Annotated in this window: 15 protein-coding genes; 3 read left to right on the top strand and 12 right to left on the bottom strand. The window is 53.4% G+C overall.

All coding sequences use genetic code 11. The annotated features are described in order from the left end of the window. Nucleotides 1-3: 3 nt before the first annotated feature. From gatA to CA264_RS14535, 10 genes are all read right to left on the bottom strand, one after another. Complete coding sequence (gene gatA / locus CA264_RS14580; protein ID WP_025608131.1) at nucleotides 4-1,440, bottom strand: Asp-tRNA(Asn)/Glu-tRNA(Gln) amidotransferase subunit GatA; 1,437 nt, start codon at nucleotides 1,438-1,440, stop codon at nucleotides 4-6. Further along, the gene (locus CA264_RS14575; protein WP_025608130.1) at nucleotides 1,437-1,655 is read right to left on the bottom strand and encodes a Sec-independent protein translocase subunit TatA/TatB; all 219 of its coding nucleotides are present in this window, start codon (nucleotides 1,653-1,655) and stop codon (nucleotides 1,437-1,439) included. The genes gatA and CA264_RS14575 overlap by 4 nt, the downstream gene beginning before the upstream one ends. A 29-nt stretch (nucleotides 1,656-1,684) precedes the next feature. Next, nucleotides 1,685-1,897: a Sec-independent protein translocase subunit TatA/TatB gene (locus tag CA264_RS14570; RefSeq protein ID WP_025608129.1), complete on the bottom strand. Its 213-nt coding sequence runs from the start codon at nucleotides 1,895-1,897 to the stop codon at nucleotides 1,685-1,687. 842 nt (nucleotides 1,898-2,739) lie between these two features. Next, nucleotides 2,740-3,975, bottom strand: coding sequence for a murein hydrolase activator EnvC family protein (locus CA264_RS14565; RefSeq protein ID WP_025608128.1), 1,236 nt, complete (start codon nucleotides 3,973-3,975; stop codon nucleotides 2,740-2,742). 76 nt (nucleotides 3,976-4,051) lie between these two features. Continuing rightward, nucleotides 4,052-4,804 (bottom strand): lipoprotein insertase outer membrane protein LolB1, encoded by a 753-nt coding sequence (gene lolB1, locus CA264_RS14560; RefSeq protein WP_025608127.1) that lies wholly within the window; start codon nucleotides 4,802-4,804, stop codon nucleotides 4,052-4,054. Further along, nucleotides 4,797-6,554: a tetratricopeptide repeat protein gene (locus CA264_RS14555; protein ID WP_237151126.1), complete on the bottom strand. Its 1,758-nt coding sequence runs from the start codon at nucleotides 6,552-6,554 to the stop codon at nucleotides 4,797-4,799. The genes lolB1 and CA264_RS14555 overlap by 8 nt, the downstream gene beginning before the upstream one ends. A gap of 4 nt (nucleotides 6,555-6,558) precedes the next feature. Continuing rightward, entirely contained in the window at nucleotides 6,559-7,566 is a 1,008-nt protein-coding gene (locus tag CA264_RS14550) for a sugar phosphate nucleotidyltransferase (RefSeq protein ID WP_025608125.1), read from the bottom strand. A 157-nt stretch (nucleotides 7,567-7,723) separates the two neighbouring features. Continuing rightward, entirely contained in the window at nucleotides 7,724-8,173 is a 450-nt protein-coding gene (gene dut, locus CA264_RS14545; protein ID WP_036776264.1) for a dUTP diphosphatase, read from the bottom strand. Nucleotides 8,174-8,191: 18 nt separating this feature from the next. Further along, complete coding sequence (locus CA264_RS14540) at nucleotides 8,192-9,685, bottom strand: oligosaccharide flippase family protein (protein ID WP_025608123.1); 1,494 nt, start codon at nucleotides 9,683-9,685, stop codon at nucleotides 8,192-8,194. Nucleotides 9,686-9,727: 42 nt separating this feature from the next. Then, entirely contained in the window at nucleotides 9,728-10,510 is a 783-nt protein-coding gene (locus tag CA264_RS14535; protein WP_025608122.1) for an enoyl-CoA hydratase/isomerase family protein, read from the bottom strand. Between the two features lie 182 nt (nucleotides 10,511-10,692). Between CA264_RS14535 and mscL the strand changes: the two genes are divergently transcribed. The 3 genes from mscL (at nucleotide 10,693) to CA264_RS14520 (ending at nucleotide 12,538) form a co-directional block, all read left to right on the top strand. Beyond that, nucleotides 10,693-11,142, top strand: a complete 450-nt coding sequence (mscL, locus tag CA264_RS14530) for a large-conductance mechanosensitive channel protein MscL (protein WP_025608121.1) — start codon at nucleotides 10,693-10,695, stop codon at nucleotides 11,140-11,142. A 14-nt stretch (nucleotides 11,143-11,156) separates the two neighbouring features. Continuing rightward, nucleotides 11,157-12,110 carry a DUF3078 domain-containing protein gene (locus CA264_RS14525; RefSeq protein ID WP_036776260.1) on the top strand — a complete coding sequence of 318 codons (954 nt, stop codon included), beginning with the start codon at nucleotides 11,157-11,159 and terminating at the stop codon, nucleotides 12,108-12,110. Nucleotides 12,111-12,202: 92 nt separating this feature from the next. Continuing rightward, nucleotides 12,203-12,538: a hypothetical protein gene (locus CA264_RS14520; RefSeq protein WP_025608119.1), complete on the top strand. Its 336-nt coding sequence runs from the start codon at nucleotides 12,203-12,205 to the stop codon at nucleotides 12,536-12,538. Nucleotides 12,539-13,122: 584 nt separating this feature from the next. Here CA264_RS14520 and infB read toward each other — a convergent pair. Both infB and nusA read right to left on the bottom strand, forming a co-directional pair. Continuing rightward, complete coding sequence (gene infB, locus CA264_RS14515; protein WP_025608118.1) at nucleotides 13,123-16,206, bottom strand: translation initiation factor IF-2; 3,084 nt, start codon at nucleotides 16,204-16,206, stop codon at nucleotides 13,123-13,125. A gap of 118 nt (nucleotides 16,207-16,324) precedes the next feature. Then, nucleotides 16,325-17,578: a transcription termination factor NusA gene (gene nusA / locus CA264_RS14510; protein ID WP_025608117.1), complete on the bottom strand. Its 1,254-nt coding sequence runs from the start codon at nucleotides 17,576-17,578 to the stop codon at nucleotides 16,325-16,327. Between the last annotated feature and the right edge of the window lie 2 nt (nucleotides 17,579-17,580).

Genomic DNA, 17,580 nt, shown 5'->3' with positions numbered 1-17,580 from the left:
GGTTTATGCTTCAACGGTTATCTTGTCCAGGATGTAATTTGAGAAAGCAAGCAGCTGCGGCTCCTCAAATGAGCGGGTCATTAACTGCAACCCGATGGACAGGCCGTTGGCATCGCGACCAACCGGAATAGAGATGGCTGGTACGCCGGCAAGTGAGGCCTGAACCGTAAAGATATCGGCCAGGTACATGGCCAACGGGTTTGCTGTGTTTTCTCCTATTTTAAAAGCGGTAGTAGGAGCGGTAGGCAATATAAGGAAATCATATTGCTGAAGCAACTCGTCGGTTTTCTCTTTAATCAGGCGCCTCACTTTCTGCGCCTTGGTATAGTAAGCGTCATAGTAGTCTGCGCTGAGCACAAACGTACCAAGTACGATACGGCGCTGCACTTCCAGGCCAAAGCCTTCGGCTCTTGTCTTTTTGTACAACGATGTAGGGTCGGTAACATTGTCTGAGCGGTAGCCATACTTCACGCCGTCGTAGCGGCCGAGGTTAGAGCTCGCCTCCGCGGTGGTCAGGATGTAGTAGGTCGGTACCATGTAGTCGAGGTAGGGGAACTCCACAGCCTCTACTTCATGGCCTGCATCGCGCAGCATGTCCTTTACGCCAAGTATGGCGTCTTTTACTTCTGATTCAAGGCCCTCGCGCTCAAAGCAGTCGCGGATGTACCCTATCTTATACTTCTTGTCTGTCTGCAGTAGCTCGCTGTAAGCGGGCACCTCGCGCTGGCTGGCGGTGCTGTCCATGCCATCCTGCCCGGCAATTACCTCCAGCAGCAGAGCGGCATCGTCCACGCTCTTGGTGATCAGGCCAACCTGGTCAAAAGAAGAGGCATAGGCGATGAGGCCGTAGCGGGAAATGCGGGAGTAAGTGGGCTTCAGGCCGATTACGCCGCAAAACGAGGCTGGCTGGCGTACGGAGCCGCCTGTGTCTGAGCCAATGGAGGCAAGGCAGAGGTCTGCCTGCACGGCCACGGCCGAGCCACCCGAAGAGCCGCCCGGTACGCGGGCATGGTCGTCGGCGTTCAGTACGTTACCGAAGGAGGAGTTCTCGTTTGAGGCACCCATGGCAAACTCGTCGCAGTTCTGGCGACCGATGATGATGGCGTCCTCTTGCAGCAGGCGCTGCACCGCCGTGGCAGTGTAGAGCGACTTAAAGCCGTTCAGGATCTGGCTGGATGCCTGCAGGCTGTGGCCTTCGTAGGCCAGCACGTCTTTTATGCCTATTACCATGCCCGCCAGCTTGCCCGCTGTTCCGTTGGCTAACTTCTGATCGACGGCATTGGCCTGCGCCAGTGCCTCTTCTTCAAAAATTTCCAGAAAAGCGTTTAAGTTGGCTTTCTCTTTTATGTTATGGAGATACTGCTCCACCAGTTGCCTGCACGAAACCTGGCCACTGGCTATGTCCGTGCGGATGTCACGTAGCGAATTATACTGTCTCAATCTTTTTTGGACTTAGGATCGTCTTTGATGGATTGCTCTAGTTCGTGTTTTATTTCGTTTGTTGCGTCTTTAAACTCCCGGATGCCGCGGCCCAGGGAACGGGCAACGCCGGGTATCTTGTCGGCACCAAACAACAAAAGAAATGCGGCCATAATGACCATCATTTCTCCTCCCCCCAGATCCCCCAGGAAAAGGAAAACGGTGTTAAGGTACATAGGGTGACCTTACAATATGTCAGTCAGTACTACTTGGTAGTGCTATCGTCCTTTACAGAGGTTTCGATATCGCTCTTAATCTCTTTGGTGGCGTCCTTAAACTCCCGGATGCCGCGGCCCATGCCTCTAGCTAGCTCAGGAATACGCTTCGCGCCGAAAAGCAGCAGAATCGCGAAAAGAATCAGGATAACTTCTGTACCGCCTAAGCCTCCAATGAATAAGAAAATGTTGGTGATACCCATGTCTTTAAATGTTTAAAGTGTGCTACAAAATTAGGGTTAATATTTTAAATAAACCCACAACAGCCGGGATAAGTTTAAAATGCCTGAAAGTTGACGCTGACGCGTCGCTTATGCCAACTTCTTACTTACGGGGGCAATATACGGCCGGATTTTAGCTCCGGCAAAAAGAAGCCTGTGTTTGGTGGGGGATGCGCGGTGCATCTTTCCCATGACTGGAAAAATGCAGTGGTTTTATTCCAATATAGGGATGTTTTTGATCTTGCTTTAATTTGTTGATACTAAGAGTCAGTGTGTTATGTATTGAGGCGGTTTTGGCACAACACTTGTAAAGTGTAAAAGCAGAAGCCCTTCGGTGTAGTTTGGTGAACGTGCTGAAATAAAGGGTTAAAGTTAATGGGGCCGCCGTTAATTCACAACCTAAAAAGCAACTCAAAGCGGGTGTAAGATGTTATAGAAGCAACTAGGAATTTTTTTTAGAGCATCTATAACCTTTATCTCTAAATAGGAGTATAGCTATACATAAATGCGATTGGGAATTAGTTTTTGCCTCATTGTTGCATTTTTATAAACAAGGTTGTAATTTAGTGTCATGAAATCTCAGCAGGCCTTCAGCGCCTGCCTATAGATATAAATATTAAGTTTGTTTTCATAGCTTGGAAAGGCACCCTGCACTGTGGGGTGTTTTTTTATTTTAACCTAAGCTGTTTTGGTTCTAACACAAACACAAACGGCCTTTAGTAACATTGCTTGAGTTTTGCCTGGGGGAGGTAAAACTTAAAAAGAGAAAGCCACAGCAACGCTGTGGCTTTTTTCGTTTCTGCCGAGGCTGTTCTGCCGCCGCTCTATTTTTTTACAATCCAGGATTCAGGGTTCATGTTGGAGCTGTTCTTCCAGATCTGGAACTGCAGCTCGGTGGTGCCGTCGCTGTCGGTGTACACCGTGCCGATGGTGTCTTTCAGCTTCACTGTCTGCCCCGGCTTCACGTTCACGGTCTTTAGCTTGGCATACACGGTAAAGTACTCGCCGTGCTGCACCATCACAATGTTGTTCATGCCTGGTACGCTGGCCACAGTCAGCACCTTGCCCTCGAAAATGGCCCTGGCTGCCGCTCCTGCCGCCGTCTGTATATCCACGCCGCGGTTCTCCACCACTACCCCCTTCAGAACAGGGTGGTTGTGCCGCCCGAACTTCTGCGAAATAAAGCCGCGCTCTACCGGCCAGGCCAGCCTGCCCTTGTTGCCCGCAAAGGACGAGGAGATGAGGGCCGCCTCCGGAGTGAGGGTTACCTTGTTGGGGCTGCCGCTGGTGGCCTTGCCCGCTTCGCGTGCGGCGCGTGCTGCCCTGGCAATCTCCTCGCGTACAATGTCGGCGATAAGTTTGTCGAGCTTCTTCACAGCCTGCTGGCGCTCGGCTACTTCTTTCTGCAGGTTGCTCTCCTGCTGGCTCAGGCGGGTGATCACGCTGTCCTGCTGCTGCTTGAGCGACTGCAGGCTCTTGCTTTCCGCTACGTGCTTTGAGAGGAGGTTCTGCTTTTGCTGCTTTTTGGACTCCAGTACCGCTACCTGCCCATTAAGCACCAGCTGCACCTTGTTTATCTGCTCCACCTGCTTCTTGCGTGCCTCGGAGTACTGCTGCAGGTAGCGCAGGCGCATCACAAACTGGTTAAACGAGTCGGAGGCGAACAGGAACATGAGCTTGTTATAGCTGTTTGCTGTTTTGGAGGCTGCATACACCATGTGGGCGTACTCAGCCTTGAGCTGCTCCAGGTCGTGCTGCAGGGCACCAACAATGCCCTCTGTCTCCTTTACATCCGACTCTATGAAGGTGATTTCGCGGGAGATGTTCTGTACAACCCCTTTCTGCACGGTTATTTTCTCTTTGATGGCGTTGAGCTGGCCAATGGAAGCCTGCTTCTGCTGCTTGGTCTGCTGCAGAATGCGGTTTGCTTCTTTTATTCGGGTGAGGTTCTCCTTTTTCTCCTTCTCTAGCTGTGCCTTCGATTTTGTTTTCTGGGCCATGGAGGCCAGCGGCAGGCTCAGCAGAAGCAGGAAAAAGGCTAATCTGTAAAGGGCCTTCATCAAAACGTTCGGTTCTTCTTCTCTCAGTCTACAAATATGGCAAAACTATAACGGAAGAACCAACGGGCCCAGAGATTTAATTAATCGTGAGGTGCTTATACTCGCTCGGCACCGTGAACGGAAACGAGAGGGGCTCGTCAGACACGCTTACGCGGCTGTGCTTGAGTGTAAAGTCGGACACCTCGCCTTTCTGCAGCACCTGTGCGGCCAAGCCATGGGCAAAGGGCACCTGGCCTACCGGCTCAAAGCTGTTGTACTTCACCGTGATCGTGTTGCTGGTGTTGATGTCCTGCACGTTCAGCTGCTGTAGCTTGCTGTTGATGTCGCTGATAAAGTAGTCGAAGGTCAGGTTCTGGCGCTGCTGCTGTATATGCTGCATGCCTTCTGCGCTCATCACCTTCTCAGAGCCCTGCGGCTGGTAGTTGCCCAGCAGTATGGATTGCAGCACCTCAAAGCTAACATCCACCTGGAGCTTGTTGCGCAGGAAGCGGTAATCCGTGGCGGCGTACTCTTTCTTCAGGCGGTTCATGAAGTATACCGAGTCCTGGGTCAGCATCATGCGGGCGGCCTCAATGCCCAGCCCGGGCTGTATCGACACCCATATCACGCTGTCTTTCTGCATGCGGATGCTCAGCCCGGAGGAGAGGTTGTCGTTTTTGTCATTGACCGTGATCTGGCCTTTGCTGCTGAGGTAGTTGAAGTCGAGGTTGTTTACCTTTACATCCCCGACGGCTTTTACGGCCGTGGAGGCGGTGGAGGGTACAGTTTCTTTCTTGCAGCCTGCCAATAGCAGCAGGCCGAACAGGAAAAGCAAAAGATGCTTACTCATAAAGCTTTCTGTCTTTGATCTTTTTGTCGATGTAGGCGGAGGCTTCTCCTTTTAATTTGGCTTTCTGCCACTGGCTTACGGCTTCTTCTTTCTTGCCCAGCTTAAACAGCACATCGCCGTAGTGCTCTACCACGGTGGCATCGTCGGAGATGGCCACGGCCTGCTCCAGGTACTTCCGAGCATCGGTGTAGTTACCCATTTTGTACAGCACCCAGGCGTAGGTGTCCAGGTAGGTCGGGTTGGTGGGGTGCAGCTTTACCAGCCGCTCCGACATCTGCTTGGCGCGGTCCAGCTTCTCGTTTCGCAGCGACAGGAAATAGCTGTAGTTGTTGAGCACGTGTTCGTTATCCGGGTCCTGGGCCAGCACTTCCTCATAGGCTGCATCCGATTTTTTGTAGTCCTTCAGCGAGTTGTAGCTGTCGCCCAGCTGCAGGTTAAACTGCTTCACCAATTCCGGCTCACCGGCAGAAAGGCGCTTGCCATACTCCAGTGCCTTTACGGCTTTGTCGTAATTCTTCTCGATAAGGTGGCCGGTGCCGCTGTAGAACCAGAAAACAGCCTGGTTCGGGAACAGCTCCAGCGCCTGCTCTGCATGCTTTACCATCTCATCCGGCTGCTCCAGCTCCGCATCCAGCAGCACAATCTGCTGCCATATCTTAAAGTGGGAGTCGTCTAGCTTCACCGCTTTCAGGTAATTGTTGCGGGCGATCTCTTTCTTGCCGACGATAGTCTGCAGGTCGGCGGCCACGGCATAGGCTTTGGCCTCTTCCGGGTGTGTTGCAATTGTCAGGTCTACCAGCTCCAGTGCCACGCCCTCGATCTGGGGGTTCGGCAGCTGCCGGATAAAGTCCACCAGTATGCGCACTTTGGTGTCAATGTCCAGTTCCGGGCTGGCGAAAGCGAGCTTTACCTGCTTCTCCGACTCTGTATGCTGTCCTTTCTGGCGGTTCAGGTCCGAGAGCATCAGATGGGCGAAGGGGTTGCCTGGCTCCAGGCGCAGGGCTCTGTTCAGGGTAGAGATCGCTTCGTCGGGACGCTGCGAGGCATTGTAAAGCTCCGCCTGAGACAGGAAGTAGCTGATCTCCGTAGGGTTGGACTTCAGGAGCTTCTCGCCTTCTGCAATGGCTTTGTCCACGTTCTTCTGGCGCAGGTAAATCTGCTGGCGGTTTACGTGGAGCTGCTCCATATCGCCGAACTCCTTTTCGATGCGCTCATACGTGCGCAGGGCGTTGTCGTACTGCGACTGCGACAGGTACAGGTCGGCCAGGTTAAACAGGTACTCGTCCGAGCCCGGCACGTTGCGGATCAGGTCGTTGAAAGCCTGGGCGGCGGCATCGTACTGCTTCTGCTCAGAGTGCAGCTGTGCCAGCAGCAGGTAATAATAGGCGTTACGCTTGTCGAGGGTGGCGGCCGCCTGGGCAAAAGGCATGGCTGACCGGGGCTCGCTCAGGTGCAGGTAGGTTTCGCCGATCTTGTAGTTGAGTGCGGCGTTGCCCGGTGTTATGGTGTAGGCTTTCTGAAAAAGCTGGAGGGCTTGTTGATAGTCCTCCAGCATAAAGTATTTCATTCCATCCAGAAACAATGCCTCGCTAATCTGGCGCTCGTGCTCACTTGGCTGCTGCACCTGTGGTGCCGGTGCCTCCTGTGCGGCCTTGGCTTTCTTCTTAGCGGACTGTGCCTTGCTTTCGCCTGTGCCGATAATGGCCAGGCAGCAGGTGGCAAGTATGATGTTTCTGTATGTAGTAGTCATGGTATTACTCTGTAAGCGTATTGTAGTCGCCTAGGCTGAGATCAGACTGGCGCCCCTCATACACAACAAAGTTGCCCAACATTGAGTTTGCCACGTTGCCGTTTTTAAGGGATGTGCTCTCCTGAATGATGGAGTTGCTCACCACAGAGTTGTATACGTTAGTGTTGTTGCCTATGGAAACATGTGGTCCTACTACCGAGTTGGTAATGCGCACGTTTTCGCCAATGTATACAGGAGGGATGATTACTGCATTCTCCAGCTTTGCCGACGAGGCCACCAGGCCTTCCTCATCCTTTATATACTCCAAATAGCGCTGGTTAGTATGAACAGTTGCGTTTTTATTTCCACAGTCTAACCACTCCGAGATCACGGCAGGTATAAACTTGGTGCCCTTGTTCTTCATGTTCTCCAGGGCGTTGGTGAGCTGGTACTCGCCTTTATCCTTGATGTCGTTATCGAGCAGGTACTGTAGCTCTTCTTTCAGGTACTCGCCGTCGCGGAAGTAGTAGATGCCGATGATAGCCAGGTCGGAGATGAACTCCTGCGGCTTTTCCACAAAGTCAGTGATCTCGTTTTTGTCGTTCAGCTTCACCACACCGTACGGACGCGGGTCCTCCACGCGCTGCACCCAGATGGTGCCGTCGGCGTTGGTGTCGAGCTGGAAGTCTGCTTTGAAAAGCGTATCGGCGAAAGCCACCACCACTTTACCCTTCAGGGCCTCTTTGGCGCAGAGTATGGCATGCGCTGTTCCCAAGGCTTCCTCCTGGTAAACAATGGTGCCCTTGGCGCCGATCTTGTCAGCGATTTCCTTCAGGTCGTTTTCTACTTCCTCCCCAAAATGACCGATAATGAAGGCTACCTCTTCAATAGGCTCCTGGCACACTTTGGCTATATCTTCCACCAGGCGCTGCACGATCGGCTTGCCTGCAATAGGGATAAGTGGTTTGGGAACTGTAAGCGTGTGTGGGCGCATGCGTTTGCCCATTCCGGCCATCGGTACGATAATCCTCATAGCTGTTTTTTTAGTTCTAAAGTTAAGTTTATGCTACGGCCTGCGCCATAGCTTATTTATTCGTTTTATACTTGTTACTGTTGGCGGGCGTGCCCCGGGCTAGCCGTGCGCCATAGTTCCCAGCGGTGTGCGGGCCAAAGCAGCAAGGTTTGGCCGCTTACCTGGTGCCGGTGCTGCCGTAGCCGCCCGCCCCACGGGCTGTGTCCGATAGGGCGTTTGCTTCCTGCCACTCAACGCGCTCATACTTTGCCACCACCATCTGGGCTACGCGCTCTCCGTCCTCCACCACAAAATCCTGGTCCGAGAGGTTGACGAGCAATACCTTTATTTCGCCACGGTAATCGGCGTCGATAGTGCCCGGGCTGTTAACGATGGAAATGCCATGCTTGTAAGCCAAACCGCTTCTTGGGCGTATTTGCGCCTCGTGCCCCTCAGGCAGCTCGATAAAAAGGCCCGTTGGGATGAGGGCACGCTGCAGTGGCTTCAACGTAACAGGCGCCTCGAGGTTCGCCCGCAGGTCCATGCCGGCAGAATGCACGGTTTGGTAGCCCGGCAACGCGTGCTTCGATTGGTTAATGACGTTTACAGGCAGGTTCTTGTTGTCCATTATAGCTAAATATATATATTAAAGTTTAAGAAGACTATGGCGCTCCCGCACCCACACCACTGCCGCAAAGGCAAGGCAAACGGAGAGGTGGTAAGCGTGGCGCAGCCAAAAGTTCTGGATATCAACGGATAGGGCCAGCCACACGAGGCCTGCCGCCAGCAGCACGTACCCCATAATGCTTTTGACAGGGTAGGGGATGGGGTAATGCCTGTTGCCGAGCAGGTAACTGGCCAGCGCCATGCTAAAGTAGCAGACAAGCGTGGCGACAGCGGAGCCCATGTACCCCAGCACCGGTATCAGCAGCAGGTTAAAAAGTATGGTGACGGCCGCACCGCCAAAGCTGATGTAGGTGCCGTACTTGGTCTTGTCCGTCAGCTTAAACCACACAGACAGGTTGTAGTACACGCCCAGGAACAGGTTCGCCAGCAGCAGCACCGGCACCACCATGATGCCTTCGCGGTACTGCGGGCTACGCAGCAGCAGGGCAAAGTCCTCCAGGTTGGCCGAGATAAACAGGAAGATGAAGGCGCACACAATCACAAACCACTTCATGACCAGCGCAAAGGTGGTAGGGGAGTTACGGTCTCCGGACTGTGAGAAAAAGAACGGCTCGGCGGCGTAGCGGAAAGCCTGTATGGCCAGCGTCATGAAGATGGAAAGCTTGTAGCAGGCCCCGTACACCCCAACGGCAGCCATGTTGCTCATGTCAGGGTAAAAGCTTTCGGGTAGCCAGCGCTCCAGCAGGATGCGGTCGATCACCTCGTTAACCATACCTGCGAGCCCCATGAACAGCAAAGGGTACGCATACAGCCACATTGGCTGCAGCACCTCCCTGTTCAGGCTAAAGCGGAAGTCGCGGAACTCGCGCCACAGCATCGGGATAAGCAGCGCGTTGGCCACCAGGTTGATCAGGAAAATGTAGCCAACGCCAAAGTCCGGGTTGTAGATGCGCTCCACCAACGGGCGCAGCCCCTGCAGGTACTCTCCCTGGTAGATGTTCCGGCACAGCACGAGAAAGAACATGTTAGCCCCTACGGTGAGCAGGATGTTCGACAGTTTTATACTGGTGAACTTCATCGGGCGGCCCTCCAGGCGCAGCCTGGCAAATGGAATGGCGACGATGGCGTCAATGGCCAGTACCAGTGCCAGCCAGATGATGTACTCCTGCTGGTCGGGATAGCCGATATAAGACGCGATGGCCCCGGAGGCAAGTATGAGGACGGCGGTAAACACGATGCTGCTGCAGATGATGAGGCTGAGCACCTGGTTGTAGAGCCGGTGTTGGTTGGTGTCGGGCTTGTTGGCGAAGCGGAAGTAGGCCGTTTCCATCCCGTAGGTGTACAGGATGTTAAAGAAAGCCACAAACGCATACAGGTACGTTACCACGCCGTACTCCTCCGGGAGGAATACGGCGGTGTAAAGAGGAACGAGCAGGTAGTTGAGGGCTCTGCCTACAATGCTGCTCAGGCCATAGGCAGCAGTTTGCCCGACCAATTTCTTGGCTATGCTCATGCGGTCTGTCTCGGGGTCGGGGTAAGGGGTGTTTTTGCGTGATTAATTGCCAGTGAACTCCGGCTTACGTTTCTCGATAAAAGCGCTGGTGCCCTCTACAAAGTCTTCGGAGGTGCAGCAGCGTGCAAAGGCGTTTGCTTCTGTCTGGTACCCGTTCTCGTCCTTGTTGAACACGGCGTTCACGCACTCAATCACCAGCCCAATCGCCAGCGGTGCCTTGCCCATGATCTTTTCCAGAATCTCAACGCTTTTGCCCATCAGCTGCTCCTGTGGCACCACGTGGTTCACCAGCCCCAGCTGCAGGGCCTCCTGCGCCCCGATCATGTCGGCAGTCATCATAAGCTCCATGGCTTTGCCTTTGCCCACCAGCTGCGTCAGGCGCTGTGTGCCGCCGTAGCCCGGTATCAGGCCCAGGTTTACCTCCGGTTGCCCGAAGCGGGCGTTCTCAGCGGCAACGCGAATGTGGCAGGCCATGGCCAGCTCGCACCCGCCGCCCAGCGCAAAGCCGTTGACAGCGGCAATCACAGGCTTGGTGCTACGCTCGATCATGGCGAACACTTCCTGCCCTCTTTCGGCAAAGCTACGGGCCGTTACCTCGCTCAGCTCGGCAATCTCAGTGATGTCGGCGCCTGCCACAAATGCCTTCGGTCCGGCACCTGTCAGGATGGCTCCTTTTATCGCTGTATCGTCGTATACTTGCTGCATCGCGTTTTTTATTTCCTTGATAGTGTCTATATTCAAGGCGTTAAGCTTGTCTGCACGGTTGATGGTAATTGTCAGGATGCCGTTTTGCAGGTCAAGCAAGAGGTTTTCGTATGTGGCCATAAGATATTGTCAACTCTGGTTAAAATCTTTTTTCTTTGTCACAAATATAAGGATTTAGTTCAATCCCGAAACAGCTACTCAAGGAGCAGCCGGTGTGTGCGGCTTGTCCTGAGGGGGTGCCAGCCTGCTGCCGGGGGCCTTCTGGTCGTCTTATTTTTCACCCTTTATCTATAGTTTTATTCATGGGATTTATCTCTGATTTTAAGAAATTTGCCGTCAAAGGCAACGTCATTGACCTTGCCGTAGCGGTTGTGATCGGTGCCGCCTTCGGGGCCATTACAAAATCGCTCGTTGATGATATTATTATGCCCCCGCTGGGCCTGCTCGTTAGTGGCATAGACTTTAGTTCGCTCCAAGTGGTGCTAAAGGAGGCCGTGGTGGAGAACGGCGAGGTCGTGGCGAAGGCTGTTACCCTCAACTACGGTAATTTTATACAGGTGGTCATCAACTTCCTGATTATCGCCCTGGCTATATTCATGCTGGTGCGTACCATTAACCGCCTGCAGGAAAAAGAGGCTGCCAAACCTGCGCCGCCTGTTAACAAGCAAGAAGTGCTGCTGGCCGAGATCCGCGACCTGCTGAAAGGGCAGAACCCCTCTGCCGCCTCAGAGCCCCACGATAAAGTTGTTTAATCTATTCCAAAGTCATGTCTTTTTACTGTTTGCGCGTACTTTTACTTGTTCTTACTCTTTTCCCTTTCTTCTCCACAGTAGCTGCAGCGCCACTCCCGCAGGATACCACCAAGGTCAACATCTGGGATTTTGGCGGCGTTGGGGCCGTTAACTTTAGCCAGGTAAGCCTGAGCAACTGGGCCGCCGGCGGTCAGAACACTGTTTCAGTGCTGGGCACGGCCTCTCTGTACGGCAACTACAAGCAGGGCAAAAACACCTGGAACAACTCCCTTGATCTTACTTACGGGCTCGTGAAGCTAGAGGGGCGGCGTGTGCAGAAGAGCGATGATAAGCTGGAGCTGAACCTGAAGTACGGCTACCGTGCCTCCAAGCGCTGGTACTACACGGGGCAGTTCAACATCAAGACCCAGCTTACGCCAACCTACACCATTACCCGCGATACACTCCGGTCTAACTTCTTCTCGCCGGCCTACATCCTCGCTTCCGTCGGTATGGACTATAAGCCAAACGACAAGCTTTCGGTGTTTATTTCGCCCTTCACGGGCAAGTTTACGATCGTAGAGAGCCAGGTGCTGGCAGACAAGGGCGCCTTTGGGGTTGCCCCCGCCAGGAAGGACAGCGAAGGCAACCCTATACCCGGAACTGGTGAGCACCTCCGCAAGGAGTTCGGTGGCTACGTAAACGTGCGGTACACCAGCGAACTGCTGACCAACGTGACGCTGCAGTCTAAGCTGGACCTGTTTTCGAACTACCTGCGCGACCCGCAGAACATAGATGTGAACTGGGAGAACATGGTCAATTTCAAGGTGAACAAAACCATCTCTGCCAGCCTTTTCGTGCACATGATCTATGACGATGACGTTGACGTGGCGCTCGACCGGGACGATGACAATAAAGTGGACGGTTCCGGCCCGCGCCTGCAGCTGAAGCAGACGCTTGGGCTCGGCGTTTCGTACAAATTTAAATAGCAGGAATTTTCTATTCCGGTGTTGTGTTTTGAGAAAAATGTATACTTTTAGAGCCTGTTTGCGTTGTATACATAGAACATTAACAATGGTTTATGAAAAAACTGATTCTGCTTCTGTTTTCTCTTGGAATTGTACTTTTCACCACGAAAGCCAATGCCCAGTCGTCGCTTAGTAGTGCTTCTACTAAAGATGAGTATTGGGGCACGGCCAAGAAAGAGACCCGTGGCTCGACGGAAGATGCAGTAGGCCAGCGCGCCGCTGGTCTGGATGTTCGGTACAATACCTACGAGGGTGTTACGCGCAGCAGCTTCGCCAAAAGAAAGATTGCGAACAGCAAACGCATGAAGGCGATTCTGAAGAAAGAGGAGAAGATGATGAAAAAGCGTAAGCGCGATAAGCGACGCCTCCGCCGGCAGGACCTTGATTAAACGAAGCTAAAGATATAAGTATAAAGCAGGAGCGGTCGCCCTTATTGGGCGGCCGCTCCTGCTTTATACGGGCTCCTGTAAGTACGGTCTGTAGCCTTGGCTGCCTTCTCTGTACTTCTTTGCGGCAGTCGGTTAAGTGCTGGTGTCTGGATCCTTGTCTTTTAATGGCAGTTGCTTCACGCTAACCGCCCCTTCCTCTTCTTTCGCTTCCCCTGGTAAGAAGTTTGTTGCTGGTAAGTTACGGTTGGTCTCTTTGTGGGCAAGTAAGATCAGGTTTGGTACTGAGCGTACCTTCCGGCTCTCTTGTCGATAAAGACCTACGCTGCCCTCATGTGCAGGCCTGGGCAGGATGTGCCGCCGCCGCATAAGCCTGGAGCTATGGGAGCTGTACTTTAGCCTCAGTCGAGCAACAGCGGCCTTTTGGTATGTTGGCATAGCTATAGCCTTGCCAGCTTAGGTAACCCCGGCCTTAGGCTGCCGTGCTTTGGTAGCTCCTTATTTTTTGAGATAGGAGGTATCTAAAAGAAAAGCCCCCGGCTGCACAAGGCAACCGGGGGCTTTTTTATGATGCATGCTGTCTGTTACTACAGCGTACGTTTCACTTCTTTTTCTACGTAAGCTTCAATTACGTCACCTACCTGGATGTCATTGTATCCTCTGAGGCTGATACCGCACTCGTAGCCTTGTCTTACTTCTGCTACGTCGTCCTTGAATCGCTTCAGAGCCAGGATCTCTCCATCGTGTACCACGATGCCTTCACGTACCAGACGTACCTTGGCGTTACGCTGAATAGTACCGTCTGTCACCATACAACCTGCAATGGTACCCACCTTGCTGATCTTGAATACCTCACGTACTTCTACGTTACCAGTAATCTCCTCTTTCAGGGTAGGGGCAAGCATACCTTCCATGGCATCCTTCACCTCGTTGATCGCATCGTAGATGATAGAGTACAGGCGCACATCAATTTGCTCCTGCTCAGCCAGCCTGCGTGCGTTCACAGACGGACGAACCTGGAAGCCAATGATAATGGCGTCAGAGGCAGAGGCAAGCAGCACGTCTGATTCTGAGATGGCACCCACACCTTTGTTGATGATGCTCACCTGAACCTCAGGCGTAGACAGCTTCAACAGGGAGTCGGAAAGCGCCTCTACGGAACCGTCCACGTCACCTTTCACAATCACGTTCAGCTCCTTAAACGTACCGATTGCCAAACGGCGACCGATCTCATCCAGTGTAATGTGCTTACGTGTACGCAGGCTTTGCTCACGCTGAAGCTGCGATCTGTTAGAGGCGATTTCTCTGGCTTCACGCTCAGAGTCCATTACCACGAACTTATCACCTGCCTGTGGCGCGCCATCCAGACCCAGTAACTGTACCGGGGTAGAAGGACCGGCCTCTTTCATTTTCTTACCGCGGTGGTCGGTCATGGCCTTTACCCTACCGTAGTGAGAGCCTGCCAGTACCACATCACCTATTTTCAGGTTACCAGTCTGTACCAGTACGGTGGCAACATAACCGCGGCCTTTGTCCAGCGAGGCTTCGATTACGGTACCGATTGCCTGGCGCTCTGGGTTAGCTTTCAGCTCAAGCAGTTCTGCCTCCAGCAATACTTTCTCGAGAAGGTCAGGTACGCCCTGGCCGGTTTTTGCCGAAACTTCCTGCGCCTGATACTTACCACCCCATTCCTCTACCAGAACGTTCATTTGGGCAAGCTCCTCACGAACTTTGTCCGGGTTTGCTCCTGGCTTATCAATTTTGTTCAGCGCAATGATGATTGGGGCACCCGCCGCCTGTGCGTGGTTGATGGCCTCCTTCGTCTGCGGCATCACAGAGTCGTCTGCTGCTACCACAATAATAACAACGTCTGTTACCTTGGCACCACGGGCACGCATTGCCGTAAAGGCTTCGTGACCCGGTGTATCCAGGAAGGTAATGGTGCGGCCGCTTTCCGTCTGTACCTTGTAGGCACCGATGTGCTGCGTGATACCGCCGGCCTCACCGGCTGTTACGTTGGCGCTACGGATGTAGTCAAGCAACGATGTTTTACCATGGTCAACGTGGCCCATGATGGTTACCACTGGGGCACGCTCTTTCAGGTCTTCCTCGTTCTCCTCTACAATATCCTCCAGGCCTTGCTCTTCCTCGGTGGTGATGAACTCTACGTTGTAGCCGAACTCATCAGCAATGATGGTGATGGCTTCGGCGTCAAGGCGCTGGTTGATGGACACGAACATCCCCAACTGCATACATACCTTGATCACGTCGTTCACGCTCACATCCATTAGGGAGGCCAGGTCGTTCGCAGATACGAACTCAGTTACACGCAGTGTCTTAGACTCTGCCTGCTCCTGCATACGGCGCTCCTCCGTGGCGTCAGCAATAGCTGAGCGCTTTTCACGGCGATACTTGGCGCGGTTACCGCCGCCGCCTTTACCACCGCTCAGTTTGGCAAGTGTAGCCTTAATCTGCTCCTGGATCTGCTTATCGGTAACCTCTGCTTTCTCAGGCCTTGCAGCTCCTCTGCCTTTGGCAGGTCTTGCCGGGCGTTGGTTACCACGGTCTGGGCGGTTGCCTTGCTGGGCAGGCTGTGTCGGGCGCTGGTTTCCCTGTCCCTGGCCCTGAGCGGCTCCTGGCTGGCCACCTTCTGTGGCCACCATAATACGTTTGCGCTTCTTCTTCTTCTTGCGGTCATCAGAAGAGGCGGCAGGCTTGGCGCCTTTTCTACGCGATTCTGTCGGCAGTTCAATTTTGCCGAGTACAGTCAGACCTTTAAGTTGGTCTGCTTTTGCTGTGATCTTTTCTATATCTTCTTTGGTTTCTGTGCCTTTGTTTGCCTCTGCAGGAGTGGCCGGTTGCTGTGGCGCCTTCTCTGCTTCTGGCTGTTTTGGTGCTGGTGCAGCTGGTTTTTCTGCTGCCGGCGTGCTTGGCTGCTTCGGAGCTTCTGGCTGCTGAGGCTTGGCAGGTGCCTCAGGCGCTTTGGCTTCCGGTTGAGCAGGCTTTTCCTCTGCCTTCGGTGCTTTTGGCTGCTGTGGTTTGGCTGGTTCTTCAGCTTTAGGAGCAGCGGCCTCTGGAGCTGGCGTTACGGCAGCGGGCTTGGCTGGCTCTTCCGCTTTTGGCACTTCTGGTGCCGCTGGCTTTGGAGCTTCCGGGGCTGGTGCCGGCTTTTCCTCTGCTTTGGGTGCCTCCGGTGCAGGCTTCTGCTCCGGTTCCGGTTGTTTCGTTACTGGTCTGCCTTTTGCGTCCAGGTCGATTTTGCCGAGTATCTTTATTCCCGGCAGCTTAGATGCAGGCTCCTCCTCTTTTGCTGGGGCAGGGGCAGGTGTTGGCGCTGGCGCCTCTGGTGCCTTCGGAGCGCTTGCGTTCTTGATGAGGATCTCCTCTTCAGGCTCGCTTTGCTTTTTAGGCTCCTGTGCTGCCGGCTCCGACTCAACTACCTGGTTGCTCTGTGGCTTTTTACCGATGTGAATCTCATCTGCCTCTTGCTTTTCCTGCATTGAGGATGCGAATTCTTTAGCCAGCATACCGAACTGCTCTGCCGTGATTTTGGTGGTTGGTTTATTTTCCACCTCAAACCCTTTAGCAGAGAGGTAATCCACGATCGTGGATGTACCAATGTTTAAAGTAGTCGCAACCTGTTTAAGCCTCCTTGTTTTTTCTTCTGCCATTTTGTTCTAATATGCTGTCTATTTAATTCTGTGTTTAATATTAGTTGCTCCCTAAGGTATAGGTCGGGCTCCGCGCCAACTTTGTTTCAAAATTAGCGCAACGGAACGCAACTCACAACTATTGATTGTCTTCTGCTTCAAACTCTTCGCGAAGGATCGAGAGCACATCTTCGATCGTCTCCTCCTCCAGCTCAGTACGGCGCAGCAGGTCTTCCTTGCTTACGGCCAGCACACTTTTTGCCGTGTCCAAGCCGATGCGACGCAGTTCAGCAATCACCCAATCCTCGATCTCGTCCGTGAACTCTTCCAGGCTGATGTCTTCCTCATACGTTTCAGACTCACGGAACACATCGATCTCCATGTCCACCAGGCGGCTTGCCAGTTTAATGTTCTGGCCGCCTTTACCGATTGCCAGGGATACCTGGTCCGGCTTCAGGAACACAGATACTCTGCCGTTCTCCTCGTCGATCTTCATGCTGCTGATCTTAGCCGGGCTAAGGGCGCGCTGAATGTAGAGTTCGAGGTTCTCGGTGTAGTTGATCACGTCGATGTTCTCGTTCTCCAGCTCGCGCACGATGCTGTGGATACGAGAACCTTTCATACCTACGCAGGCGCCTACCGGGTCAATACGGTCGTCAAAAGACTCAACCGCTACCTTGGCACGCTCTCCTGGCTCACGAACGATCTTCTTGATGGCGATCAGGCCGTCGAAAATCTCCGGCACCTCGTTCTCGAACAGGCGCTCCAGGAACGTAGGAGAGGTACGCGAAAGGATAATCTTCGGATTACCGTTTACGATCTCTACGCGTTGCACAACAGCTCTTACTACGTCTCCTTTACGGTAACGGTCTTTCGGGATCTGCTCCGCCTTCGGGATCAGCAGTTCATTTTCCTCCTGGTCCAGCAGCAGCACCTCGCGGTTCCACACCTGGTATACTTCACCGGAGATGATCTCACCCACCAGGTCTTTATACTTCTGGAACAGCAACTCCTTCTCCATGTCCTTGATGCGCTGGATCAGCGTCTGGCGGGCTGTTAACACAGCGCGGCGGCCGAAGTCCTCCAGCTTCACCTCCTCCGACACCTCTTCGCCTACCTCAAAGTCAGGCTCAATCTTGCGGGCGTCCGAAAGGCTGATCTTGTCATGGTCCCAGATATCCTCAGAGTTGTCGTCCACGATCTCGCGGTTACGCCAAATCTCTAAGTCTCCCTTCTCCACATTTAGAATGATGTCAAAGTTCTCGTCGGTAGACCACTTCTTGCGGATCATGGTGCGGAACACATCCTCCAGGATGCGCATCATGGTCGGACGGTCTATGTTCTTGAATTTCGCGAATTCGGCGAACGACTCGATCAGGACTGAACTGTTCATTA

The organism is Pontibacter actiniarum, from assembly GCF_003585765.1.
Taxonomy (GTDB): domain Bacteria; phylum Bacteroidota; class Bacteroidia; order Cytophagales; family Hymenobacteraceae; genus Pontibacter; species Pontibacter actiniarum.
Note: the sequence above shows the minus strand (reverse complement) of the source record. Positions and strands in the feature narration are given on the sequence as shown.